Below are 21,862 nucleotides of genomic sequence, written 5' to 3' on the forward strand. Positions count from 1 at the left end.
GAAGTAATTATCAAGCAAGTACCATCCTATATCAAGAAAGTAGTTTTGAAATCCCAGTTTTTACCGAAAAGATGGGTTTAAAGCCGCTCCTAAAGGAGCGGCTTTTCTTTAACTTCCTAATCAGTTCTCTGAGTACATCATTTTGGGTACGATCTGCATCTTCGCAGTGTTCTACAAGTATCTTGTATTCCTCATCAGAGCATCGTACAGTTAATTTTTTCATGCCGTCATAATGCCGTCGTTTTTTTTGTATGATAGTAGCATGAAAACACTGAAGTTTAAGTTATATCAGCACAAACGGAATAGACACCTTAAGCGCACAATTAACGCTGCCGGGGTGATTTATAACCATTGCATTGCACTTCATCGTCGGTACTACCGGATGTGGGGTAAGCATTTAAATTGTGCAAAACTTCAGTCACATATTGCCAAATTGCGGAAGCGTAATCCGTTTTGGCAAACAGTAGGCTGCAGTAGTTTTAGATTTACCTATGTCCTTACTATTGCGCTCGCCGTACAAACTAGCGACAAATTCATCAAAGTCTAACCCAGACTGCCAAGCTGTGTAGGGGTCGTTTTGATTTTTAGCTTCTAGGAGTAACTGCTGGAAGTATTCAGGGTCTTCATCGTCAGCTACATAAAGCGCCTGGAGTCGCAGCACTTCAGTCGTTTTGTACAAGAAATCTCCGTATCCCAGTAAATAAACTGCGCGTTTGTCTTTATCGTCTCCAAGGATGATACAACTGTCTTCAGGGCGAGTCGTAACAAAGGCTGTCTTGGCTGGAAAGTTTGAGCGAATCAACGGATCAATCACGTTTTTATCAGGCCGTTGCGTGTACAACAGTACATGAATCCCTGCACCACCCGCTTTTGCAAGCAACTTCATCAGCGCAGTCTCAATGCGATCGCAGTAGTTATCATCGGAAAGTAGATCAAAACACTCGTCAATCAGACAAATCACTCGCGGCATGACAAAATCAGGTGCAAACCGCAGATTGTACTGTGCGATCGTTTCAATACTGCTGTGGCGCTCAAATTCCTGGTAGCGCAATTCCATTTCTTCAACCAAGTAATCAAGCAAGTTAGCGGTAGACTCTGCATCACGTGCAACTGGGGCAACAAGATGAGGTAGCCCGTCAAATTTACCAAAAGTCACGCGCTTAACATCCGAAAGCGCCAACCGAACAACAGAAGGGGGATATCGCCGCACTAAATACAAGATTGCTGCTTTCTCAAACTGCGACTTTCCACCCCGCGTCCGCCCACCACCCAGGATATGGGTTACGTTATCGCTATAAAGAGGAATTTCGACATAAGTGCCATCAACATCAACACCACCGGGGATGGATACCGAATGAATGTCAGGTTCGCCCTCAAAAGTAAAATAATGGCGGAAATAAGCAAATTGTCTGTCTAACCGGGGTATGTCAAATACAACTCCCCCAGGTACTACACTCACCATTGGCGCAACTTTCAAGCTTAACTCTTCACCAAGCTGCTGTACTAAGTCATTACCGATGTCTTCTACTTTCTTGTAACTAACACCCCGTCCTAATTTTACCCTAATACGGTTAAAAGTAGGGCCATTTTTGGCATCAACATACTTAGCATTAATATTAAAATCCTCTAAGGTATCAACTAATAGTTTTCCTGCTTGCCCCATAGTTAAAATACTTGAACCAACAATCTCATTAGTAGCAATATCACTATCTAAATATTTAGGTTCTCTTAAAATAATTGAACCATCTACCGCCTGCTTTAAAGCTATCGGCTTATCCGTGGCACGCGCAACAAGCACTGCCGTTCGACAGCAATAGTTTTTAATGCAGTTATCTCTAGATTTATTAGCTAAATCAGTAAAGTAACTAATTGGTTTATTGTTTAAAAATAAATTATAAAGTTTCTCTTGAACTACTTCATATCCAATCTGCTTAAGATAAATATTTTTGATTGACTCAATATATTCAAATAAAGATTCAATAGGTGATATATTAACTATCTCAATCATTTTTTGATATACGTTATTTTGCTCCCACTGTGATGGCATTCGATTGAGATGAATATACTCAAGTGCATAACGTACAAACTCGTACTGGTTTAAAGTACAGTGTTCTGCACATATTGATAATATTTCTTCATCATTTGTACCTGCAATTACTGATTCGTATATTACCTGAAATAAAAATTCTAAGTTAAATTCTATAACCTGACGTGATAATTTTGCTCTAAAATCAATCTGCTTTAAAACAGTTTCAGCATAAGAAACCATTGCGTCAGGTAAAGCTTCTCGTACATTCTCTATAATCTCTTCATTGCTCAAACTATCTTGTTTGGCCTGTACAATTGCAGTCCAAAGCTGTTGTTTTTGAAATTCAATATTCTTGCCAATATTATATAAATCTAGCATTATTTTTTCAATTATTAGAATGATAAAATTGAGTTAGTAAATAAAAAATTGACTATGAAAAGTTGGAATAGATGGAATGCAGAAGAAGAAGAAATTCTTGCCAAAGCAGTTATAAAATGCTCAAATATTGATGAAATACATCAGGAATATTTTCCATATAGAAGTAGAAAATCAGTAAAAGGAAAGCTGGGCTTACTAGGATTAACACTTGAACCACAATGGACTGTCGAGGAAGAAGAAATATTACACCAACTTTACTCTGAGCTATCACCAAAGTTGATACAATCTCAGTTTATGCCTCATAGAAGTCTTCCTGCAATTCACGCTAAAGCACAAAGACTTAACCTAAAACAACGCCATATATGGACACGAGAAGAAGAAAGATACCTCAAGGATAATTACTTAACTCAAACCTATGAAAAAATAGGACAAAAACTTGGAAAAGATGAACCCGCAGTAAGAGCGAAAGCTCAACAAATGAAACTCAGAAAGCTTGAATCATATACAGTTAATCACAAATATTTTAACAGTCCTAATTTAAAAAGTTGCTATTGGGCTGGATTTTTAGCAGCGGATGGATGCATAAAATATTCAAATCATGGGTATATTATAGAAATTGCTCTAAATGAAGTAGATGTAGAACACTTGGAAACGCTTCGTGTAGACCTAGAATGTAGCCATAAGATATGTAAAATGTCTAACTCAGGAAAATTAAAAAAATTTCCATCTGGTAATAAATATATTTGTGGAAACACTTTTAAACTCAGATTTAACAGCAAAGATATATGTGAAGATTTAATCAGTATATTCAATATTACACCTAAAAAATCACTAACACTATGTCCACCACCGCTAGAAGATGAGCAATTAATCAAAGCATTCATTATCGGATTGATAGATGGCGATGGTGGAGTAAATTTATTTAAAGTGAAAGGAGAAGTTAATAGCATAGAAATTGACCTCACAGGAACAAAAGAAATACTGGATTGGGTAAAATACTGGTTTGATATTTGGGTTCCAAATACACACTATAAATGTGCCAATACTAAGAGAACTAATTCAAAAGCATATAGATATCATGTTGCTGGAAGTCGAGGTATTAAACTATGGAAAATGCTTTATCAAGTAAAAGTACCGAAATTAAAACGTAAATGGGATAAACCAATACCATATTTTAGTTAATGCTCCTATATTTCTCTAAATTTTTCTGATAAACACTTCTAAGTTCTGCAAGTGATTTTTGTGGCTGTGCGTAATTATTACAAGGAAACGAAGCCCAAATTCTACCTACTTTACACACAGCAGTATCAAACCTTCCTGCTTCAATATCACTTAAGGCATTATTACGACGAATATATTCAATTGCCATCTTGTCCTGAGAAGCTGGACTAAAATCCTTCAAGTTTAACTTGGGCTGAATGTCATACCAGCTTTTATCCAACATTTGATAAGCACCAGCCGCAGTTGAACAAATATTTTTACCATTAATAGGAGCGCACTGTTTCTTTAACGGGTGTGTAGAAAAATTATTAAAAGTTCCATTAAATACTAACTTGCGATAACTTTCTACCTCACTGGTTCCTGTTTCTGCCCAACGAATTGTTGCTAAAAAAGCACTCAACCGTGGTGAGTAATCACTTGTTCTAACTCTTCCTTTTAAACTACTGGATGATGTTGGAGCAACACTAGTGCTTTGAGAAATTGAAAAATAAATGCCCAAAGTAATTAAGGAAGCAGTGGACAAATGAATGGGTTGAAAACGTAATATAAATTGACGGCGAGTATTCTGCATTAACTCAACTAAACTATCAACAATAAACCCAAATTGCCAACTATCAATTGCCTTACCAAAACTATGCACATAACATGATGGCAACTGACATGGCAGTGAAGCTACTCCTTGACACTCCCTGCTCTAAAGAGAAAGGGATTCTTGGTTCAGTGACTCGCCGTTAGACAATTGGTTTACACCAATTCCCCAAGAGGGCAAATCTCCCCAAGCGTAATTTCCCGTGTGCCCCACGGTACTTAATCCTAGGTTCAGGATATTTATACTGGCATTGACATCTCTGTCTTCTACATATCCGCAATGTGTGCAAATATGGGTTCTAGTAGATAGAGATTTATTCACTTTCTTGCCGCAGTTAGAGCAATTTTGGCTTGTGTTGTGAGGAGAGACAGCAACCGTTACCTTCCCATATTTATGACCAAAATACTCAACCCAACTGCGAAAAGTTGACCAACCAGCATCACTGATTGATTTAGCTAGATGTTGGTTCTTGACCATGCCTTTCACATTTAAATCTTCATAGGCTACCAAATCATTAGATTGGATGACGGAGTACGCCAATCTCTTGCAATACTCTTTTCGCTGCCTACTTACTCTTAAATGCTTACGCGCATACCTATTTCTAGCTTTGTAGTAATTATTAGACTGACGAAGCTTGGCTTTATTTTTAGCTTGATTGAATTTCTTAGATTTTTTGCGATTAGCTCGATTCAACTGCTTTTCCGACTTGCGGTAAAACTGGGGCGAGGGTTCTACATTACCTCTACTATCAGCAATGAAATACTTTAATCCTAAGTCGATACCAACTACTTGATTTGTTGGCTGCGTTTTAACCTTAACATCAACATCAAGTACGAACTGAGCGTAGTAACCGTCAGCGCGACGTACTAAACGGACACGCTTAATTTGTTTAATGTCGTAGTAATTAAGATCATAAGTTCCCTTCAAATTGAGTGTTCCTATGCCTTTCTTATCTGAAAAACTAATGGCTTTACGAGTTTTAGAAAGCTTCCACCCAGAGGTTTTGTACTCCACTGAGCGGCAATTTTTCTTAAACTTTGGGAAACCCTTTTTACCATTAATCTTTTTCTTGCAGTTATCGTAAAATCGGCTAATTGCGCTCCAAGAACGTTCCGCCGCCGACTGCCGAGCCATTGAATTTAGTTGAGCAGCAAAGGGAAATTCAGCAGCTAGTATCGCACAGTATTTGCTGAGGTCATACTTGCCTACATTTTTATTATCCATCCAGTAACGTAAACATTTGTTTTGGATGAATTGACTGGTGCGAATGGCTTCGTCAATAGCACGATACTGCTTGTCTTTTCCTTTGACTTTGAACTCATAGATTATCATGGCTCAACCTGATTTATCTCGACTGATTTAAGAAAACCAAATAAATTTGGCTATATGCTTATATGCACCGGATTTATTCAGGATTTTAGGTATCACGACTCATAACTTTCAACGGGTTGCTAAATATTCGTGTAAATAAGGACGGGGGTTCTGCGGTACACCATTAACGTGAACTTCAAAATGCAAATGCGGCCCCGTTGAAAAGCCCGTACTACCTACTGCTGCAATCATCTGCCCACGCACAACTTGTTGTCCCTGCTGTACATACAGCTGACTGGCATGACCGTAGAGAGTAGACAAACTTTTTTGATGCTGAATAACAACTGCTTTACCATAACCACCCTTGTCGCCAGCAAAAGCTACTCGACCAGCATCAACCGCATAAATTGGCGTACCCTTCGCTGCACCAAAATCAATCCCCGTATGAAACTTGCGATCGCCTGTAATGGGGTGTATCCGCCAACCAAACTCTGAGGTAATAGGAGTACCAGGCGCAGTTGGAAAGGCAATTCGACCGTTATTTAAAACCTTATTGCTACCGATAGTTCTAGGTAGTACTAGACCCTGAAGAGATTTAACTAACAGCTGAGATTCAACCCATCCAGAAACCTGGGGAATGACCATAGCTGCAATTACAACTGAGGTTGCGATCGCATATCTCCAATTTGCACTCGAATTAGTATCGACTGTCTCATCCAAACTAGTTACAGTTGAATTCCTAACCTCCTTGTCACCGTCAGTTTCAAAGATTATTCGCATTGTCTCAACGCCTTTTTGCATTAGCAGGAGAAACCTGCCAACAACCAATCTTTGCAGTACTCAATACTTCCTCAAAATCATTCCTAGCTACACGACAATCAGGAGAATTTAGTCCATCCTCAGATGTTGCAGATTCCCTAACTTTAGGGGAATAGCGCGTAGAGACACGAGTAGAAGACATATTCACGCCAGGTGCAGCAGTAGAAACAACAGATGGCGATAGAAATTGAAGCTTTTGTGCCAACGCCACGGCATTACGCCAGTTATAAAACTGCAAATATCCCGGTTGCAAAATATCTGCAATCCATACCAGCAATACGAACCAAAAAATTGCCTTTACCGACATTATTCCAATTGCTTAACCACAGGCAGGGCAAAAGAGGGAATTTCCTTGGGTACAACTTCAATCTTCTTCCCAGACGCATACCCCGGCCCGGTATAACTGCCATTTAGGAAAAAATTCAACAGCATTATTAACAACCAAATTCCCACGCCAGCTACACCCACAGGAGATTTAATTACATCCGATAAAAAATATACTGGATACCAACCAAATCTCCAGGGATTTTGTGGGTGCAGCCGATGTGCTTTCCAAGTCTCGATATAGGGAATCTCTATCTGAGGAACCCTTGGCTTATAGGAAGTAGGTGCATTAATATACCTAACTTCTACGGGTTGAGGATCATAAGTGGTCATAGGAGAAATGTTAGGTTGCTGATTTACGATCCCTCCTTGTTGCTGTACCTGCTGCAACATATTTTGCAACCGGTTTACAGGCACAATTGCTCCACCTTCAGAATAATCAACATCAAAGTTGCGGCGCTGATTTCTGCTCATAATATGACCTCAAATTAAGTAACTAGCTGGCAGGTTTATCATTTACCTGGGAGTTAGTATCTTCCCAGAAATCTTCATCCTGAAGTTGGGCATAAAACTCTTCTGGAGATAATATTCCAGGTTGGTTTTGCACTCCATCTTCAACAAACTGACTACTATGTACTCGCCCTAATCCAGAAACAGTAGAACGAGGAGAAAATTGAACTACATTTTTAGCAGAGAATTCGCTATTGAATCTCATCCCAGGAGAAGGTGAAACCGGAGGCACTAAAGAAGGCTGAATATCATTACCAGAAACACCAACATGAAGTTGTTGATTGCCGGGATTAGGCAAGTTATCAGAAACTTCATCTCTTTCTTCAACTGCATTGTTATAGTCAGAAATTCCCCAACCCAAAAAACAAGCAAACCCAGCCATAAATATAACTGCACTCATCCAATGCACTCCTGAATTGGGAGATGGCATCATCTCAACTGTCGTGCGAGTTGAACTTTCAAGGGTAGTACGAATAGGGGTACGTTTGACTGCCGCTACAACATTGAGCGAACACAAAGCTATGCAAACTATCGCAGCAGCAAACTTGGCATACATGACATCACCCCCCTGATTTATTAACAGGCTGTCTATTAGGAATTGGCTTAGGTAATTGCTTCTTCATTTGTTGGAGATATATTCGCCTTTGCTCCTCCTTCTGGTGTATTCTCTCGCGGATGTCTGCCACCTGTGCCATCTGCTCTACTGGGTCTAAATACCCCCGCGCCCGTAATAGTTGCGCCTGTGCAAGAGAGTATGGTTCTTGAGCATTCTTAATCTGAATTAGCATTTGATTCAGATCAACCGATGGTTGAGATTCCAAATTTTGAGCGTAATCAATCGCCTCTAATTTACCCAAAATCAAAACAGCGGCCGCCCCAGTTGGTATCTTCTCTTCAACTTTCGTACCATCGGTTTTGCGATACCCCCAGTAAAAAGTATTATTTCCAGAAGCCGCTTCTAGTAAAACATCCAGCGAGTTGAACTTAACTATCTCCAGTGCCGGCATATAATGAAGGCGGTAAAACCCAGATTTCTCATTAGCTTGCATTCTGGATATTTCACCTCGCAATTGCTGTCCCCACAATGCCGCCGCCAACTGTCGCCAGCCCGTAAGAGTAGGCGCACCTTCTACTGAGGAGTAACTGGAAAGATAGTCTATATTGTAGTCAGTACGGGACAGCTTCTCTAAGTACACCTCCCGAATTTGGGCAACTTGCGCCTTTACCTGTTGTACCTCCGATATCTGATTACTCGGAACTTGTTGCTTCCACCCGACCATCAATGCAACCGCCCCAATAACAGACAGCGCACTAACGGTCGAACAGACCGTCCACAAGGTAACATTTACCTTTTTCCTTCTTTGACTCGGTTGTTTATTTCGCACAGGTGTAGGAGTAAACATCATCTACTCCTCACGTATTATCAACAACCAACTGCAACTGAGGGCGCTTGTTTAACTCGCGGGCGATCGCAATTCCCGCACCACCCACAACTATCCCAGTAAGTAGTAACAGAGGATGCAAGGCAAGGGTCGCCCCCACTCCCAATAGCTGTCCCACCATCCCGGAAACACCCAGGTTCATCAACAAACCACCAGCTGTGTTAACCAAAAAGTCAAATGCTGCGCTCATACCTGCTCCCTAGCAATAATGCGACTAAAATGAGTAATTCCCTTGATTTTGAAAAGTTAATTAGGTTTTTTGTTCGTCCCTGGTAAACCAAATTATTACTAGTGCCGAAATTAAACCAACTAATTCGCCTATACCCACACCAATCAAAATTGGTTGAATACTCGGAATTTCCTGTCTCTCTTGAGTTGGGGGAACTGCTACCCATGTCCCAATAACAGTACCAGCTACTACTGAAAGTAAATTTATACCAACTGCCTGAGTAGATGTTTTTCTCAAGTTGAGTAAACTCTCATCCCGTATTTGATAGCAGATGGGTAGCATTTGAGCTACTATTTCTTCGGAGATTGCCCGGTTTTCGGCTGCGAGGACTTCAACTGTCTCGGCTGCGGTGTCGATGTACCGACCAACAGTGGATGAATCTCTTCCCCCCAGTTCACCTTGCCGAAAAAATCGTTATCAATGCGCGAGTTAATTCGCTCTTGCGCTTCATCGTAACCAGGCGGAACGGAAGTATTACCTTCACCAAGTAAACTGCTGCCATGAAAAACAAATTCTTCTAGAGCAAGTGTGGAAGATTCAAGCACCACTTTATGGCGTAATTCTCCTAACTGAATACCCCTATCTGCATCTCGGTAAAGTATTCCTACAAAGCTGTCGGGCGAAGCTTGCTCTGGATCTACTCCAAATCGCTGTTTGATGTACTCGCGTTTATCGAACTTATGTTCGCCTACTTCTGATTTGCGATCGCGCATTGCAATCAAGTGTTGGGCTGCTTCTTCAAGGGACATACCTTCACGAGAGGCTGTCTCTTTAAGTTGAACTAATTGCTGCTCAACAGTTTCGTCAAGCGTATCATTTGACTGCAAAGCTAAATCTAACAACCGACAGCAGGTACGTACTACATCAGGCGACACCTGCAAAGTCTCTGCCACTTTGTTGATATGCTTCATTGCGCTCAATTCTCCTAATTACTGCCTGCACAATCGGGTTGTTTTTTTCTTCATTAGATATATGCTTAGTCAAAAAGTTATAAAGGGTTAAACCATTGACTTTTTGTAAATAAGCATCTAAGCCACCAGCAGGAATTACTTGCTGTAAATATTCCTTATACGTCAACCGCCGAATTTTGGTAGCAACGTAGAAAACATCAGCAATCTCAACTGTTGCTGCATCAAAATATCCTCCCCGCTTTCGCGGTTTTACTATACCGGCATAGGGATACCACTTTTGTAAAGCGGAGATTGAAATCCCGTATCTTTCGGCAAGTGTTTTTTGGGTATAGATAACGTTTTCACATATCATCAAACTCAATTCCAAGTGAAAGACAACATCAATTGAAAATGAATTAAACTAGCACATTACTAACCTGTTTGTAAATTAGAAAATAATTTACACATTATGCCAGTTTAGTACAGGTATAGCTCAACTCAAATACACCTATATTTCAACCTATCTCCAAATAAACTGCACACTTGCCAAGTTACATACTGCTTGTTGAGAATGCAAGCACGTTCCTATATATGAGTAAAAAAATAGAGAAATTACTCTTTTGGTAAGAAATTACTCTAACAGAAATACATAACGCGATATGCGCCTTAATAGCCTGTGACAAGTTGATCGAACTATCTTGCCGTATCGTGTTATGATTTACACACTTACGCTGCACAAATAGCTAAAAATTCAAAATGGATAGCCGAGAAAATAGATGCTCAAGCAGTCCAGAAATTAGTGACAAGAGCATTTAATGCAAGCGAACAAATTTTGCTAGGTAAATCCAAGAAGGTACGTTTTAAAGTATCTTCCAGATTCAGAAGTATAGAAGGTAAAACCAACAAGCAAGGAATTCGATGGGTAAACAATCAACTGGTTTGGGGAAAACTCAAACTAAACGCAAAAATCGAGGCAGATAACCCAGTTATTCACCCTCAGAGCGGATCTCTGTCGAGGACAAATCTATTAGCCAGATAGCCAATAAGGGCGAAAAGCTAATTTGACCTCTGCCCGATTCTCCCCACTTATAGTGCGGAGAGTGGCTCAAGTGCCTTCACAATCTGATGATTGCAAAGCTTATTCTTGTTGAGAAATAGCCTGCTGCTGTTTCTTTATCGCACGCGCTATCAGAGGAGCTTTTTTTTCTAATCCTTGTAGAGTCAAATCCCCATCCAAATAAAGTTGATACCATTGTTGACGCTGGCGCAAGACTCTTTCATCATCCCGTAATCGCAACCGTTTCAAAGTAAATTCTGCCTTTTGACGTTGTTGCGGAGGAACTTTATTTGTTAATACTAATTGTAGAGAAGGAAGCAAAATTTCAAACCAATCTTCTCCCAAATCAAAAGGGTCAAGTACCTGGTCATCAAGCGTACCTTTACTACTATTTATCCAAGCAGAAGCAAAGCGTAAATTGCTCCAGTCATAAGCTAAATTACGATAATTTTCCCGGCTGCGATAATGATCTACTGTACCAACTGGTTCATACATAACGCTATAGCCACACAGATTATTAAATCCATCAGCTAAATCACTTTTGAAAGGCGACCAATAATCTCTGGTTCCTTTTTTAGGGTTTGGATTTTTTGCCAACCAAGCATTTCCTGGTTGTCGCACTTTTTTATCAAAATCAGGCGGTTCTGGAGGAGGATTAAATGGCATCATCTGTGTTATACCCCTGATAACCCAGAATTTCTTTTCTCTGTTGTAACTATCCAACGGGGCCAAAATGGGTCATGTCCTGGTAAAACTCTTTGAAGTTCCTGATGAATTTGTGTTGGTATTCTCAGATTTTCTGGAAACGTATTCATCTCATCATCACGCATCCAAGCCTCTGCTGCTTCAATTGCGATTTCTGCTTCTTTGGAACGGGCTTGTTTGAGTCCAAAAATGTCTGAGGTTAACCATCCAACTATGTCCCCTTGTTTTGACCAAGGTACTTCGTCAAGGCTAACCTCTCTATCTTGTAATTTGAATAAAAATAGTTTATCTTCTTGCTCATGAAAATTTGGCTCTAAGGAAGCAAGAATAAGTGGGGAATGAGTAGTTACTAAAGCCTGTATCTTCATCCTGGGTTGTAATTCTGTAACCACAGATAAAATAGCTGGTAAAATCACCCTCTGCCAACGAGGATGCAAATGAGATTCAATTTCATCAATTAGTAAAACTATCTGATTTACTGGCTTTTGTTGTCGCAATTCCGAAGCTTTTTTATGTTCGTACCAAGTCCACACTAGTAAATAAGCCAGTCCCAAAATACGCTTCATTCCGGCTGATGTTTGAGTAACAGGAACATTCCCGTAAGGTAGGTTAACTGTAGGAATATCGCGCACGTCTTCAATAGAAACTCGCGTTGTTTCTCCCACTTCTATCCATTCGGAAGGGTGAGGTGCAAGTTTTTTAATGACATTAGAAAAGAGTTCAAATGGATATTTATTGGGTTGATTCTGCCATGTAACCCAATCTTGAATTAGACCATTACAAATAACTTTATCTTTTGACTTTAATCCATTCCAAAGTGTATTTGGATTAAAGTCAAAAGGAATATCGCGTTGGCGAGCTGGGTCAAAAATGGAAAAACTACCATCAACCCGCACATAAATAACTACCTCTTTTAATAAAGGAGGCATTTGTAAATTACGCCATTGCTGTTCAGAAAAATCAAACTGGCTCTGATACTCTCTTATATTTTTTTTATTGCTAACTACGGCTGTAATTTGTGGATTTTCACCTCTGACTCGCTGTGGGTACGCTGGTTGCTCCGCCCAATTTGTAGTCATCACCCACCAAGCGATATCGAGTAAAAAACTTTTACCTAAACCATTATCACCCGTAAATATATTGAGCCTATCGGCAAATGCCACATCAAAATGGGCAGCAGGACCAACTTGCTGGAGGTGAAGTTCTTTTAACATTTGGCTCTCATACACAAATTTATATTGATCAACTTACTTCTGATAAATTAAAATTGGATAGCTCAATAGTAGTTAATCATTTTTAATGAATCCCTACAACATCCTTAATCAGACTGAACTTCAGCGTGTTAGTGATGGCATGACCCGACCCCTACTAGAAAATTGCGAGACTGCCTCACATATCCTGATTTTAGTCTGGCCACAACTTGGGGATTTTGATAGTATTGAATATGCATGGTGGTTACAGCGCAAAGCTAACAAATTGCCTCCTGAAAAAGTCGCTATTCGTGCAGTGGGAATTGGCTCACGCACCTCTGGAACAAGATTCTGTCAATATACAGGATTTTCACCGGAAAATTTATTTGTTGAACCCAATGCAGAATTACATCACCAACTTAAACTTTATTCAGGTCTGAATCTGACTCTACCTGGACTTTCTGTGTCTCATCAAGCTTGGCTAAATCTAATGTTAATGTGTGCAGGGTTTGGAAGTCCAGGAACGCTAAGAGAAGTTTTTCGGGGATACAGGGGAGATCGTCAAGCCCCTCAACTCATTGATGATGATGAAATTATTCAAGGTACTCCTCTACCTGCTTTTAAAGGCTCATTTTTCCGATTAGCTGGCCCAAATGGTTTTCAACGTCCCTTTGAATTAGCTACTCTACGGGTACGTAATATGGTGGAAGTTCTGAGAAATTGGCACACTTATGTACCAAATTCTGCCTACTTAACTCAGCGTGGTGGAACTTTTTTGTTTGATAGCAAAGGCCAGTTACTTTACTCTCATCGAGATCCAGGAATTCTGGGCTTTGCTGCTAATATGAGTCAGCCTCTATCATTTTTATCCTTGATCGAAGTAAATAGCTTGACGATGGGTGATGCGTAAAGCCCCCGAATGCGCTTTGCTAAATTCGGGGGATATAAGCGAACTTTCCTGAATTTATTCATCAGTGTTCAATTGTTTGCCGTGATTCACTAATCTATGGAATGATCTTGTTGATTGCTACTTGGGACTAAATTCAATTGATTTTAATAATCCGTGAGCCTGCTAGCCGTGAAGAAATAGACGAAATGGCGAAAACTTGGGATGTATTCATTAAAATAGCAGTAGACATCGAACGCAAAATTCTTGCAGGTGGTGGCGTTCGCCATTATGAATGCGAACAAGAGTTACTCAAAAACGGTAGCAGACAACAAGATATTTGGGGTGTGGATTGGTCTCCTTTGACTCAGGAAATCGTGTTTGAGTCAATCATCAACATTCGCCCAAGCCAGAATAACCGTAGTATGATAATACAGTCTAACCAAATTCGAGAACAAGTTAGCCAAATTACCAAGCAATTGCTAGGAGGATTGTAATGCCTAACTGGAGTGCAATTGAAGCGAGTTTTTTACGTCAATCCCACGCGCAACAATTAGGAGAATTGGCAGCTAGTTTGGCACGCCTTAACTCTTGGTCACAAAAGAGTGCAATTCGTGAATTAGTTCCAATATTGTTGTCAGAAAGTTTGTTGTACGTGTCTTTAATACAACAAAAAAGTGAAATAAATAATGTTGAATTAAATCAACTCCAAGACTTATTACAAAACTGGATCAATGTTTGGGACAAATCAATGGAAATTACAGATATTGCATCTGTTGCGTCTACTTGGTCACAGCGAGTATTGGAGATGTCGGGTTTGCTGGCTTCTTAAATCGTTGAGTGCATAGTCTCAAGTAATGCACTTGACCACTGCGATCAGTTACGCCATCGCTCCTCGGTAAATACTGCTGTATCAAGAGTTAGCAGTTGCCTTATCATCAGTAGTAAAGTATTTAGAGGTATAGGAATAAAATAATTATTTTTGCTTGGTAATTAATTATATTTTCCTACGGGATTATGAGAATACTACACAGCAATTTGCTCCCAGCTATAATTATCCTCAAAAATATATATTTCATCTTGAGATAGTATTTTAGGTTGCATTTGTTGTAGGTCACGCAGTACCATTTCGGTATCCTCAGCATTAAACTTATAATACTCAGTTAAACTGCCGATAGGATAATTAAAGCCCTGATAGCGGTGTTTGAAATACAGTTCAACATTACCTCTATGCTCCCAAGTTCCTAATACTCTAATAACAACACTGGAATAATGAGCAAGCAAATCAATTTTTACTTCTGCTACTCGCTTGACAACGGGTCTTTGAGTTACTCCTATCTTGTACAAAATGCCAATATTCGTTTCAATCTCTAAAAAATATAGGCTAGAGGATAGAATACGTTGAAGTTGAGCGCGATACAGCTTCAAATCAGTAAATCGATATGCTAAATCTGGAGCATTTTTGTATTCGGCGTGTTTAAAAGCTAGCTCAAGTTTCAGCAGTTTTCTAAGTAATAGTGGCTCCTGTACATCATTGAATCGCGCAAACTCTAGCGTTCCAACGGGAATTTTACCCAAATCACTAAATTCATACTCAGGTGGGGTTAAGTATAGGTTTTTTCTTAACACTCCTGCTTTGAGTAAACCAGAAGTAATTAAGTAGGAACTAATAGGGTAATTTTTGGCTCCGTACTCTTGCCAAAGTAGTTTTAACTGTGCCAAATCTTTGCCAGATAATTGAACATTGAAATTGTCATAGAGTGGGAGAGTAGGGAATTCTCGGTTAGCTATGGGGCGGCAGGTTTCTTCATTATGAGCAAAATGATGCTCTTTCACCTTGCCTTTTTTAGCAGTTAGACTGCTATTACAGTAAGGACACTTAAGTGAAGTCTTACCTCTGTTGATATCTTCAATACATATCAATAAACCTTTTTCATCTACACCATATTTTAGCCACATTGCCACACTATTACTGAATAGTTAAAACTGCTCTTACTAGTGTGCTTTAACTTTTCTAATATGTCTCTATCTTCTGGAGTAATATAATGTTGATTTTAAGAATTAATGCACCAGTTAAAAACCCCTCCAAGGTTGGAGAGATAAAGTAGCTTTTCAAAGGCTGTACTGAAACTATGCTTTATTCAAAGTTGCCAATACCCATCATGTGATAAGCAATAACAGCAGTATCAAAGGGTTGCAGAGAATTGATATTTATGGAATTACTGGGTAAAGTAATTGATCTTTCACTCTTGTTAGAAGTAGCTGTTTGATTGTTAGCGATTCTAGGTAGTAAAATAGAACCAACAAAATTTGCCAAATTGAGTGAATTAGCGAGTTTCATAGGTGATTCTGTGTTGGTTATTGAATATATATATTTAACTGAAATAATCTAACAACTTATGCATCACAGTTAATCATTTGTAGGTGCGATCGCCTGACTACAAAACTAAAAATATGGGGGCGACACCGAATAGCCCGCCGCAGGCATCGCTCTTTTCGCTCTTTTTTCCTCTCTACAAGACGCTGAACGCGAGCGCTTGAATGAAGAGCGATAAGCAAGAGCGACATGGCTGGCGCTTACCACAATTCCTGTGATTCAATTTTTTATTCCTGAACCACCAACTCTTGCAGTAAGGCATCATTTATCCTTTGTGCCTCTTTTCCAGTACTTTCCTTGATGTCAAAAGCCTGCTGCACCACAGCTTGAACTGACTCTGGCAATGATTCAAATTTTTCCGAATTGAGTATAACGATGCGGCAACCTGGGTAAGGCATAAAATCAGTAAAGGGTTCCATCCCCGATTCAATCAGAGTTTTGCTAAGTTCCGCGATGGGATGATGAGGCTTTTGGTTGTCCTCACTGCGGTTGATTTCTGATGCCATGTAACCGCAAAACCAACTCAAAGTGTCAATATCTTTCTGCAATGCTGCCAAAATACCCGTTACTACTCGTTGGTTGAAGTTGACAGGTAAATAATCAAAGATGCTGTCTAAGGCTTCTGGGTGTCGCTTGTGGCAATAACGCACCGCAGATTCAATAAGTTTATCGATTTTAGTAGGTTGAGATTGCCCAAATCCCTTTGCACACATGGCACTGCCTCAAAATTTACGTGCTGGAAGACGCGATTTTAACAGAATTAGTGGGGCGATGAGCAGGAGCCAGGAGTACATTTATTTCGCAACACTGCCCGGTAAAACCGTTTGCTGGCAGCAACATCAGCAACCCGTAAATGAACATGGTCAATCAGGCAACCTCGATGAAATTCCATAGTGTTATCTTGCCTCTAAAAATGAGTCATTCTCTGGTCAACCATTGTTCTGGTTAAGTTGCTGCTCAAGCTGCTCATCCCAGAAGGCGGCTTCTATTTTGTGTCCATCTGGATCGCGCACAAAGCAGCCGTAATACGGCTCACTACAGTCGGGTCTGCCACCGGGGGCACCATCGCCTTTACCTCCTGCGGCTAATGCTGCCTCATAGAAGGCGTGGACTGCTTCTTTTGTAGGAGCAATAAAACCAATGTGAGTTCCATTACCAACCGTTGCAGGTTGCCCGTCGAAGGGAGTTCCCACCCAAAATTCGGGATACTGTTTGCCATAGGCGATCGCCCCTGGATGCTCCATAAATCGCTTACAGCCCAATGTTGGCAACACAGCATCATAGAAGGCGATCGCTCGTTCAAAATCATTAGTACCAATCGAAACATGCGAGAGAATGCTGGGATTGTTATCCATGTCGGAATCCTCTATCAGTTGAGGTGGATGTCAATACTGCTCGGGTAAAGCATTTTTAACTCGGAATCGGGTTTGGGGAAAAGGTTAAAGGGTAAAGGTTAAGGGTTTTTTCTTTCCCTTTTCCCTTTCCCCTTTAACCGAGTTGTAAACCCTTAGCCGGACTAAATGTTAGGTTGAACTTCGCGCAATCGACGTTCCAGAAAACGACGCTCACTGTCATTTGTCACTAATTCTAGTGCCCGTGTATAGCTCTGGGTCGCTTCATCTAATGCTCCAACACGCCGGAATAAATCTGCACGGGTGGCATGAAACAAATGATAGCTGTCCAGTTCTGGAGCAAGGCGATCAATCAGTCCAAATGCGGCTTGAGGACTGTCTGCCATTGCGATCGCCACTGCTCGGTTCAAGGTCACAATGGGTGAGGGCTGCAAGCGTTCCAACACCTCATAGAGCCGCACGATCTGCGCCCAGTCTGTTTCTTCGGCGCGGGTTGCCTGACAATGGAGGGCGGCGATCGCCGCTTGCAGGGCATACACTCCGGTTCCAAAGAGCAACACTTCCTCTACCAGAGGTAACGCCTCAGCAATCTGTAGATGGTTCCAACGACTGCGATCCTGATCTTCTAGCAAAATCAAATCGCCTGCCTCATCTAGACGCGCATTGCGCCGCGAATCGTGCAATAACATCAGCGCCACCATTGCTGTGACTTCAGATGGGGGTTGGGGTGCCAGCAATTGCCGCACCAGTTGCCCCAAGCGAATCGCTTTGATGCAGAGGTCAGCCCGCACGAGCGCATCTCCTTTGGTTGCGGCATAGCCTTCGTTGAAGATGAGATAGATGACTGTCAGGACTGCCTCTATCCGGGGAGCGAGATCAGTCGTCTCAGGTACTTTGTAAGGAATGCCTGCGTCTCGAATTTTGCGTTTAGCACGAACTAACCGCTGTGCCATTGTTGCAGTCGGTATAAGAAAGGCGCGGGCAATTTCGTCGGTTTCCAGTCCACCCAACATTCGGAGGGTCAACGCTACTTGAGTTTCCGTTGCCAGTGCCGGGTGACAGCAGGTAAAGATTAATCGCAGGCGATCGTCTTCAATTTCATCACTGTCATAGGTTGGTTCTTCAGTGGATGGAATTAAGCCAGATGCCGCATACCACTCCAGTTTTTCGGTCAGTTTCGTGCGTCGTCGGAGGCGATCGATCGCCTTGTACCGGGCAGTTCGGATAATCCAGGCACGGGGACGATCGGGAATACCGTCGCTTTCCCACTGATTCACTGCCGCTGTAAATGCTGCCTGTGCAGCTTCTTCAGCTACATCAAAATCTCCGACCAGCCGAATCAGAATAGCGACAATGCGCCCCCATTCAGTTCGATAAAGGGCAGCAATTGCTTGAGCCACATCTGTTTTTGGGATTAAAGCCATACCTTTGACAAAAATACATAAAGAATTTTGGGCAAGGTGTCGATTTGAGCAATTCCCGTTCGACTAACTGATAAAGGGAGATAAGTTCAATTGTACTAGACAAAATTTTTGCACTCAGGTGTCGATTTGGACAATTCCCGTTCGACTTAATCACAAAGGAGGCAACCGAATGAAATATTTGCTGCTGATTTATATGGACGAAAACGCCATGAGTGAAACTGAGCGGGAGCATTGCTATGGGGAATCTGCCCAACTCGCCCAGGACTTGCATACTCAAGGACAATTTCTGGCGACGGCTCCACTTCATCCTGTTGCAACCGCAACCAGTGTCCAAGTCCGTGATGGCAAATCACTCGTGACCGATGGGCCATTTGCCGAAACCCGCGAACAATTGGGTGGATTTTTCCTCGTTAATGCTCAGGATTTGGATGAAGCCATTGCGATCGCCACCCGCATCCCAGGTGCAAAAGTCGGCACCGTCGAAATCCGTCCTGTCATCGAAGTTGCGGGACTACCAGCACAGCCCTGACCCTCCTTAACCAATTGAACTCAAGGAGAACCCTCATGCAAAACAATTCCAAAATCACTCCCTGTTTATGGTTTGATGATCAAGCCGAAGCCGCCGCTCAGTTTTATACATCGATTTTTCGCAATTCCAGAATTGTCCACGTCAGTCGATATGGAGACGCTGGACAGGAAATTCACGGAAAACCAGCCGGAGCCGTCATGACTGTCAGCTTTGAACTTGATGGTCAGCCGTTCACAGCACTCAACGGTGGTCCGACCTTCAAATTTAACGAGGCGATTTCCTTCCAAATCTTTTGTGATACCCAGGCGGACGTGGACGATTACTGGCAAAAATTGTCTGCCGATGGGGATGAAACCGCACAGCAATGCGGCTGGCTCAAAGACAAATACGGCGTCTCCTGGCAAATTATTCCTCGCATTCTGATTGAGTTACTCAACCACCCCGACGCGGCAACCTCTCAAAAAGTAACCACTACCATGCTGCAAATGAAGAAGATCGAAATTGATGAACTCAAACGTGTCGCTGCTGATTAGCGGTTCCTTCGGACTTGCGCTTTGCGCTAATCAGCACACCCAACCCAATACTTGTCGGGTTTTGGGGAAAAGGGGAAGGGGGAAGGGGGGAAGGGGAAAGAAAAAACCTTTACCCTTTAACCTTTACCCCAAACCCAATGCCGAGTTGAAAATGCACAAAGCGTGCAGTATTGATACCCAACCCCTCGCAATCTAACTCAAAACCATTCAACAGGAGATTTCACAATGAAAGTCATGGTCTTTGTCAAAGCAACCCAAGACTCTGAAACTGGGGTCATGCCGAGCGAACAGCTTTTAACTGAAATGGGGCAGTACAACGAAGAATTAGCTAGGGCAGGTATCTTGCTCGCCGCTGAGGGGTTTCATCCTAGCTCAAAAGGGGTGCGAGTTCACTTTTCAGGAAGCGATCGCACCGTCACCCAGGGACCTTTCACTCCAGCGCCGGAGCTAGTGGCAGGGTACTGGCTGTGGCAGGTGAACTCAATGGAAGAGGCAGTTGCTTGGGTAAAGCGCTGCCCTAACCCTATGCCAGGAGACTCCGAGATTGAGATTCGTCCCGTATTCGAGGCAGAGGATTTTGATGAAGTCCTGACACCCGCCTTAAGGGAGCAGGAAGACCGCATTCGCGCTCAACTTGAAACGCAGCAGCAAGAGTAACGTCATCGAAGAGGACAAGGGGCAGGGGGCGGGGGGCAGGGGGCAGGGGGCGGGGGGCAGGGGGCAGGGGGCAGGGGGCAGGGGGCAGGGGGCAGGGGGCAGGGGGCAGGGGGGAGAACCCCATAAATAAATTTAGTTGCTCTGAAACCCTTGTGGCAGGGGAACTCCAGTATCTTTCTCCCTTGCTCCCTGCTCCCTGCTCCCCTGCCTCTTTGGTCATCAGCAACCGCGCAAATGATGTTCATGTGCGAACCATCCGCTCATCAAAACGCAGAATCGATTACAAAAGGAGAAATCAATGAAACTCAATTCTTACCTGATGTTCAACGGCAACTGTGAGGCAGCGTTCAAGTTCTATGAACAATGTCTGGGTGGCAAGATGACTATGATGATGACACACAAGGAAGCACCTTCTGCCGAAAATGTCTCACCGGAATGGCAGGACAAAATCATGCACGCTTGCCTTGAACTAGACGATCGCCTCCTGATGGGATCTGACTGCCCACCAGGATACTTTGAAACCCCGCAAGGTTTCTACGTACAAATTAGCGTTCCTGAAATCGCTGAGGCAGAACGGCTTTTTCACGCTCTAGCAGAAAACGGCAAGGTGAAGATGGCGATCGCGCAAACGTTCTGGTCATCGCGCTTTGGTATGTTGACCGATCAGTTTGGGACACCGTGGATGATCAACTGCGAACAAACCATCTGAGCGAATGGCACGCTTGAAAAGGGAAAATCGTTGAGGCAGCTCTTGAGCTCTTGTGCAGGGGAGAAAGAAGAAGTTTAAGGCATTACGTTCGGATATTTAAAAATTCCCTCCGCACCCCTGCACCCCTGCCCCTGGAGCATCCTTACGCTGCCTACCCTTCAGCTTAATCAAGCGTGCCATTCGTCCTTTGTCCTTTGTAAATAGCCACTGACCACTGACCAACAACTAACTACACTAGGAGAAACCATGAGTACTCAAATTTTCGTCAACCTACCCGTCAAATATCTCCAGCAATCCATCGAGTTTTTCACAAAACTTGGCTTTCAGTTCAACCCCCAATTTACCGATGAAACGGCCACCTGCATGATTGTGTCCGAAACCATCTTTGTGATGCTTTTGACGCATGAGAAATTCAAAACATTCACGCCGAACCCGATTTGCGATGCCACAAAAAGTACCGAAGTGTTGACGTGCTTATCAGTTGAGAGCCGAGAAAAAGTGGATCAGCTGGTTCGTGAAGCCGTTGCTGCTGGTGGCACAACCTACAACGAACCTCAAGACCACGGATTTATGTACGCGCATGGATTTCAGGATTTAGATGGTCACATTTGGGAACTGATTTACATGGAACCCGAAGCAACCCATCCAGTTGAGGCTGAAAGGGAAGGAGCAGGAGTGTAAACCATAACAGAACAACCAGT

General features: G+C 42.2%; 30 protein-coding genes and 1 pseudogene. 10 read left to right on the top strand and 21 right to left on the bottom strand.

What is annotated here, in order from left to right; genetic code table 11:
- Positions 1-31: 31 nt before the first annotated feature.
- The gene (locus tag V7K62_RS10845; RefSeq protein ID WP_334863933.1) at positions 32-223 is read right to left on the bottom strand and encodes a ribbon-helix-helix protein, CopG family; all 192 of its coding nucleotides are present in this window, start codon (positions 221-223) and stop codon (positions 32-34) included.
- Between the two features lie 39 nt (positions 224-262).
- Between V7K62_RS10845 and V7K62_RS10850 the strand changes: the two are divergent.
- Positions 263-469, top strand: a pseudogene (locus V7K62_RS10850) (RNA-guided endonuclease TnpB family protein); the annotation flags it as partial.
- Here V7K62_RS10850 and V7K62_RS10855 read toward each other — a convergent pair.
- A complete protein-coding gene (locus tag V7K62_RS10855) occupies positions 419-2,407 on the bottom strand; it encodes a DNA translocase FtsK (RefSeq protein ID WP_334863934.1) in 1,989 nt (662 codons plus the stop codon). The pseudogene V7K62_RS10850 and the gene V7K62_RS10855 overlap by 51 nt on opposite strands.
- 54 nt (positions 2,408-2,461) lie before the next feature.
- Here V7K62_RS10855 and V7K62_RS10860 point away from each other — a divergent pair, with 54 nt between their 5' ends.
- The gene (locus V7K62_RS10860; RefSeq protein WP_334863936.1) at positions 2,462-3,589 is read left to right on the top strand and encodes a hypothetical protein; all 1,128 of its coding nucleotides are present in this window, start codon (positions 2,462-2,464) and stop codon (positions 3,587-3,589) included.
- Here the strand turns inward: V7K62_RS10860 and V7K62_RS10865 are convergent.
- From V7K62_RS10865 to V7K62_RS10925, 13 genes are all read right to left on the bottom strand, one after another.
- Complete coding sequence (locus V7K62_RS10865) at positions 3,582-4,268, bottom strand: glycoside hydrolase family 24 protein (RefSeq protein ID WP_334863937.1); 687 nt, start codon at positions 4,266-4,268, stop codon at positions 3,582-3,584. The genes V7K62_RS10860 and V7K62_RS10865 overlap by 8 nt on opposite strands.
- Before the next feature lie 54 nt (positions 4,269-4,322).
- Positions 4,323-5,549, bottom strand: coding sequence for an RNA-guided endonuclease InsQ/TnpB family protein (locus V7K62_RS10870; RefSeq protein WP_334863938.1), 1,227 nt, complete (start codon positions 5,547-5,549; stop codon positions 4,323-4,325).
- A 108-nt stretch (positions 5,550-5,657) separates the two neighbouring features.
- Positions 5,658-6,308 carry a M23 family metallopeptidase gene (locus V7K62_RS10875; protein ID WP_334863939.1) on the bottom strand — a complete coding sequence of 217 codons (651 nt, stop codon included), beginning with the start codon at positions 6,306-6,308 and terminating at the stop codon, positions 5,658-5,660.
- A 4-nt stretch (positions 6,309-6,312) separates the two neighbouring features.
- Positions 6,313-6,654, bottom strand: coding sequence for a hypothetical protein (locus V7K62_RS10880; protein WP_334863940.1), 342 nt, complete (start codon positions 6,652-6,654; stop codon positions 6,313-6,315).
- Positions 6,654-7,145, bottom strand: coding sequence for a hypothetical protein (locus V7K62_RS10885; protein ID WP_334863941.1), 492 nt, complete (start codon positions 7,143-7,145; stop codon positions 6,654-6,656). Before V7K62_RS10885 ends, V7K62_RS10880 begins: the two co-directional genes overlap by 1 nt.
- A 22-nt stretch (positions 7,146-7,167) precedes the next feature.
- Entirely contained in the window at positions 7,168-7,737 is a 570-nt protein-coding gene (locus V7K62_RS10890) for a hypothetical protein (RefSeq protein ID WP_334863942.1), read from the bottom strand.
- A gap of 4 nt (positions 7,738-7,741) precedes the next feature.
- Positions 7,742-8,584, bottom strand: a complete 843-nt coding sequence (locus V7K62_RS10895) for a phage terminase large subunit family protein (RefSeq protein WP_334863997.1) — start codon at positions 8,582-8,584, stop codon at positions 7,742-7,744.
- 10 nt (positions 8,585-8,594) lie between these two features.
- Positions 8,595-8,813 carry a hypothetical protein gene (locus V7K62_RS10900; RefSeq protein WP_011316696.1) on the bottom strand — a complete coding sequence of 73 codons (219 nt, stop codon included), beginning with the start codon at positions 8,811-8,813 and terminating at the stop codon, positions 8,595-8,597.
- A 60-nt stretch (positions 8,814-8,873) separates the two neighbouring features.
- Entirely contained in the window at positions 8,874-9,134 is a 261-nt protein-coding gene (locus V7K62_RS10905) for a hypothetical protein (RefSeq protein ID WP_334863943.1), read from the bottom strand.
- Between the two features lie 8 nt (positions 9,135-9,142).
- On the bottom strand, positions 9,143-9,694 hold the full coding sequence (locus V7K62_RS10910; RefSeq protein WP_334863998.1) for a hypothetical protein: 552 nt from the start codon (positions 9,692-9,694) through the stop codon (positions 9,143-9,145).
- A gap of 22 nt (positions 9,695-9,716) precedes the next feature.
- Complete coding sequence (locus V7K62_RS10915) at positions 9,717-10,115, bottom strand: hypothetical protein (protein WP_012408893.1); 399 nt, start codon at positions 10,113-10,115, stop codon at positions 9,717-9,719.
- 765 nt (positions 10,116-10,880) lie between these two features.
- The gene (locus V7K62_RS10920) at positions 10,881-11,468 is read right to left on the bottom strand and encodes a hypothetical protein (RefSeq protein ID WP_334863944.1); all 588 of its coding nucleotides are present in this window, start codon (positions 11,466-11,468) and stop codon (positions 10,881-10,883) included.
- 5 nt (positions 11,469-11,473) lie between these two features.
- Positions 11,474-12,718, bottom strand: coding sequence for an AAA family ATPase (locus V7K62_RS10925; RefSeq protein WP_334863945.1), 1,245 nt, complete (start codon positions 12,716-12,718; stop codon positions 11,474-11,476).
- Positions 12,719-12,803: 85 nt separating this feature from the next.
- Here V7K62_RS10925 and V7K62_RS10930 point away from each other — a divergent pair, with 85 nt between their 5' ends.
- From V7K62_RS10930 to V7K62_RS10940, 3 genes are all read left to right on the top strand, one after another.
- Positions 12,804-13,604 carry a peroxiredoxin-like family protein gene (locus V7K62_RS10930; protein ID WP_334863946.1) on the top strand — a complete coding sequence of 267 codons (801 nt, stop codon included), beginning with the start codon at positions 12,804-12,806 and terminating at the stop codon, positions 13,602-13,604.
- A gap of 137 nt (positions 13,605-13,741) precedes the next feature.
- The gene (locus V7K62_RS10935) at positions 13,742-14,077 is read left to right on the top strand and encodes a DUF5674 family protein (RefSeq protein ID WP_334863947.1); all 336 of its coding nucleotides are present in this window, start codon (positions 13,742-13,744) and stop codon (positions 14,075-14,077) included.
- Positions 14,077-14,412 (top strand): hypothetical protein, encoded by a 336-nt coding sequence (locus tag V7K62_RS10940; protein WP_104906680.1) that lies wholly within the window; start codon positions 14,077-14,079, stop codon positions 14,410-14,412. Before V7K62_RS10935 ends, V7K62_RS10940 begins: the two co-directional genes overlap by 1 nt.
- Positions 14,413-14,606: 194 nt before the next feature.
- On the opposite strand, the gene V7K62_RS10945 is transcribed toward V7K62_RS10940, so the two are convergent.
- From V7K62_RS10945 to V7K62_RS10970, 6 genes are all read right to left on the bottom strand, one after another.
- Positions 14,607-15,539, bottom strand: a complete 933-nt coding sequence (locus V7K62_RS10945; RefSeq protein ID WP_334863999.1) for a GIY-YIG nuclease family protein — start codon at positions 15,537-15,539, stop codon at positions 14,607-14,609.
- Positions 15,540-15,717: 178 nt separating this feature from the next.
- Positions 15,718-15,921: a hypothetical protein gene (locus V7K62_RS10950; RefSeq protein WP_334863948.1), complete on the bottom strand. Its 204-nt coding sequence runs from the start codon at positions 15,919-15,921 to the stop codon at positions 15,718-15,720.
- A 263-nt stretch (positions 15,922-16,184) separates the two neighbouring features.
- Entirely contained in the window at positions 16,185-16,670 is a 486-nt protein-coding gene (locus V7K62_RS10955) for a hypothetical protein (RefSeq protein WP_334863949.1), read from the bottom strand.
- Between the two features lie 47 nt (positions 16,671-16,717).
- Positions 16,718-16,849 (bottom strand): VOC family protein, encoded by a 132-nt coding sequence (locus V7K62_RS10960; RefSeq protein WP_334863950.1) that lies wholly within the window; start codon positions 16,847-16,849, stop codon positions 16,718-16,720.
- Between the two features lie 37 nt (positions 16,850-16,886).
- On the bottom strand, positions 16,887-17,312 hold the full coding sequence (locus V7K62_RS10965; RefSeq protein ID WP_334863951.1) for a VOC family protein: 426 nt from the start codon (positions 17,310-17,312) through the stop codon (positions 16,887-16,889).
- 161 nt (positions 17,313-17,473) lie between these two features.
- On the bottom strand, positions 17,474-18,733 hold the full coding sequence (locus V7K62_RS10970; protein WP_334863952.1) for an RNA polymerase sigma factor: 1,260 nt from the start codon (positions 18,731-18,733) through the stop codon (positions 17,474-17,476).
- 169 nt (positions 18,734-18,902) lie between these two features.
- Here V7K62_RS10970 and V7K62_RS10975 point away from each other — a divergent pair, with 169 nt between their 5' ends.
- The 5 genes from V7K62_RS10975 to V7K62_RS10995 all read left to right on the top strand — a co-directional run bounded on the left by V7K62_RS10975 (position 18,903) and on the right by V7K62_RS10995 (position 21,842).
- Positions 18,903-19,262: a YciI family protein gene (locus tag V7K62_RS10975; RefSeq protein WP_334863953.1), complete on the top strand. Its 360-nt coding sequence runs from the start codon at positions 18,903-18,905 to the stop codon at positions 19,260-19,262.
- A 35-nt stretch (positions 19,263-19,297) separates the two neighbouring features.
- On the top strand, positions 19,298-19,795 hold the full coding sequence (locus V7K62_RS10980; RefSeq protein ID WP_334863954.1) for a VOC family protein: 498 nt from the start codon (positions 19,298-19,300) through the stop codon (positions 19,793-19,795).
- A gap of 225 nt (positions 19,796-20,020) precedes the next feature.
- Complete coding sequence (locus tag V7K62_RS10985; RefSeq protein ID WP_334863955.1) at positions 20,021-20,452, top strand: YciI family protein; 432 nt, start codon at positions 20,021-20,023, stop codon at positions 20,450-20,452.
- A 298-nt stretch (positions 20,453-20,750) separates the two neighbouring features.
- Positions 20,751-21,161: a VOC family protein gene (locus tag V7K62_RS10990; RefSeq protein ID WP_094352008.1), complete on the top strand. Its 411-nt coding sequence runs from the start codon at positions 20,751-20,753 to the stop codon at positions 21,159-21,161.
- Positions 21,162-21,407: 246 nt separating this feature from the next.
- Positions 21,408-21,842, top strand: coding sequence for a VOC family protein (locus V7K62_RS10995; protein ID WP_334863956.1), 435 nt, complete (start codon positions 21,408-21,410; stop codon positions 21,840-21,842).
- Positions 21,843-21,862 lie beyond the last annotated feature (20 nt).

It is taken from the genome of Nostoc sp., assembly GCF_036917935.1.
Taxonomy (GTDB): Bacteria; Cyanobacteriota; Cyanobacteriia; order Cyanobacteriales; family Nostocaceae; genus Nostoc.

Coding starts and splice junctions, on each gene's coding strand:
- V7K62_RS10925 (WP_334863945.1), bottom strand. CDS start 12,718: ATGTTAAAAGAACTTCACCTCCAGCAAGTTGGTCCTGCTGCCCATTTT.
- V7K62_RS10890 (WP_334863942.1), bottom strand. CDS start 7,737: ATGTATGCCAAGTTTGCTGCTGCGATAGTTTGCATAGCTTTGTGTTCG.
- V7K62_RS10845 (WP_334863933.1), bottom strand. CDS start 223: ATGAAAAAATTAACTGTACGATGCTCTGATGAGGAATACAAGATACTT.
- V7K62_RS10960 (WP_334863950.1), bottom strand. CDS start 16,849: ATGGAATTTCATCGAGGTTGCCTGATTGACCATGTTCATTTACGGGTT.
- V7K62_RS10860 (WP_334863936.1), top strand. CDS start 2,462: ATGAAAAGTTGGAATAGATGGAATGCAGAAGAAGAAGAAATTCTTGCC.
- V7K62_RS10965 (WP_334863951.1), bottom strand. CDS start 17,312: ATGGATAACAATCCCAGCATTCTCTCGCATGTTTCGATTGGTACTAAT.
- V7K62_RS10915 (WP_012408893.1), bottom strand. CDS start 10,115: ATGATATGTGAAAACGTTATCTATACCCAAAAAACACTTGCCGAAAGA.
- V7K62_RS10900 (WP_011316696.1), bottom strand. CDS start 8,813: ATGAGCGCAGCATTTGACTTTTTGGTTAACACAGCTGGTGGTTTGTTG.
- V7K62_RS10950 (WP_334863948.1), bottom strand. CDS start 15,921: ATGAAACTCGCTAATTCACTCAATTTGGCAAATTTTGTTGGTTCTATT.
- V7K62_RS10980 (WP_334863954.1), top strand. CDS start 19,298: ATGCAAAACAATTCCAAAATCACTCCCTGTTTATGGTTTGATGATCAA.
- V7K62_RS10880 (WP_334863940.1), bottom strand. CDS start 6,654: ATGTCGGTAAAGGCAATTTTTTGGTTCGTATTGCTGGTATGGATTGCA.
- V7K62_RS10930 (WP_334863946.1), top strand. CDS start 12,804: ATGAATCCCTACAACATCCTTAATCAGACTGAACTTCAGCGTGTTAGT.
- V7K62_RS10855 (WP_334863934.1), bottom strand. CDS start 2,407: ATGCTAGATTTATATAATATTGGCAAGAATATTGAATTTCAAAAACAA.
- V7K62_RS10870 (WP_334863938.1), bottom strand. CDS start 5,549: ATGATAATCTATGAGTTCAAAGTCAAAGGAAAAGACAAGCAGTATCGT.
- V7K62_RS10970 (WP_334863952.1), bottom strand. CDS start 18,733: ATGGCTTTAATCCCAAAAACAGATGTGGCTCAAGCAATTGCTGCCCTT.
- V7K62_RS10990 (WP_094352008.1), top strand. CDS start 20,751: ATGAAACTCAATTCTTACCTGATGTTCAACGGCAACTGTGAGGCAGCG.
- V7K62_RS10945 (WP_334863999.1), bottom strand. CDS start 15,539: ATGTGGCTAAAATATGGTGTAGATGAAAAAGGTTTATTGATATGTATT.
- V7K62_RS10985 (WP_334863955.1), top strand. CDS start 20,021: ATGAAAGTCATGGTCTTTGTCAAAGCAACCCAAGACTCTGAAACTGGG.
- V7K62_RS10875 (WP_334863939.1), bottom strand. CDS start 6,308: ATGCGAATAATCTTTGAAACTGACGGTGACAAGGAGGTTAGGAATTCA.
- V7K62_RS10885 (WP_334863941.1), bottom strand. CDS start 7,145: ATGAGCAGAAATCAGCGCCGCAACTTTGATGTTGATTATTCTGAAGGT.
- V7K62_RS10905 (WP_334863943.1), bottom strand. CDS start 9,134: ATGCTACCCATCTGCTATCAAATACGGGATGAGAGTTTACTCAACTTG.
- V7K62_RS10955 (WP_334863949.1), bottom strand. CDS start 16,670: ATGTGTGCAAAGGGATTTGGGCAATCTCAACCTACTAAAATCGATAAA.
- V7K62_RS10895 (WP_334863997.1), bottom strand. CDS start 8,584: ATGTTTACTCCTACACCTGTGCGAAATAAACAACCGAGTCAAAGAAGG.
- V7K62_RS10920 (WP_334863944.1), bottom strand. CDS start 11,468: ATGATGCCATTTAATCCTCCTCCAGAACCGCCTGATTTTGATAAAAAA.
- V7K62_RS10940 (WP_104906680.1), top strand. CDS start 14,077: ATGCCTAACTGGAGTGCAATTGAAGCGAGTTTTTTACGTCAATCCCAC.
- V7K62_RS10995 (WP_334863956.1), top strand. CDS start 21,408: ATGAGTACTCAAATTTTCGTCAACCTACCCGTCAAATATCTCCAGCAA.
- V7K62_RS10975 (WP_334863953.1), top strand. CDS start 18,903: ATGAAATATTTGCTGCTGATTTATATGGACGAAAACGCCATGAGTGAA.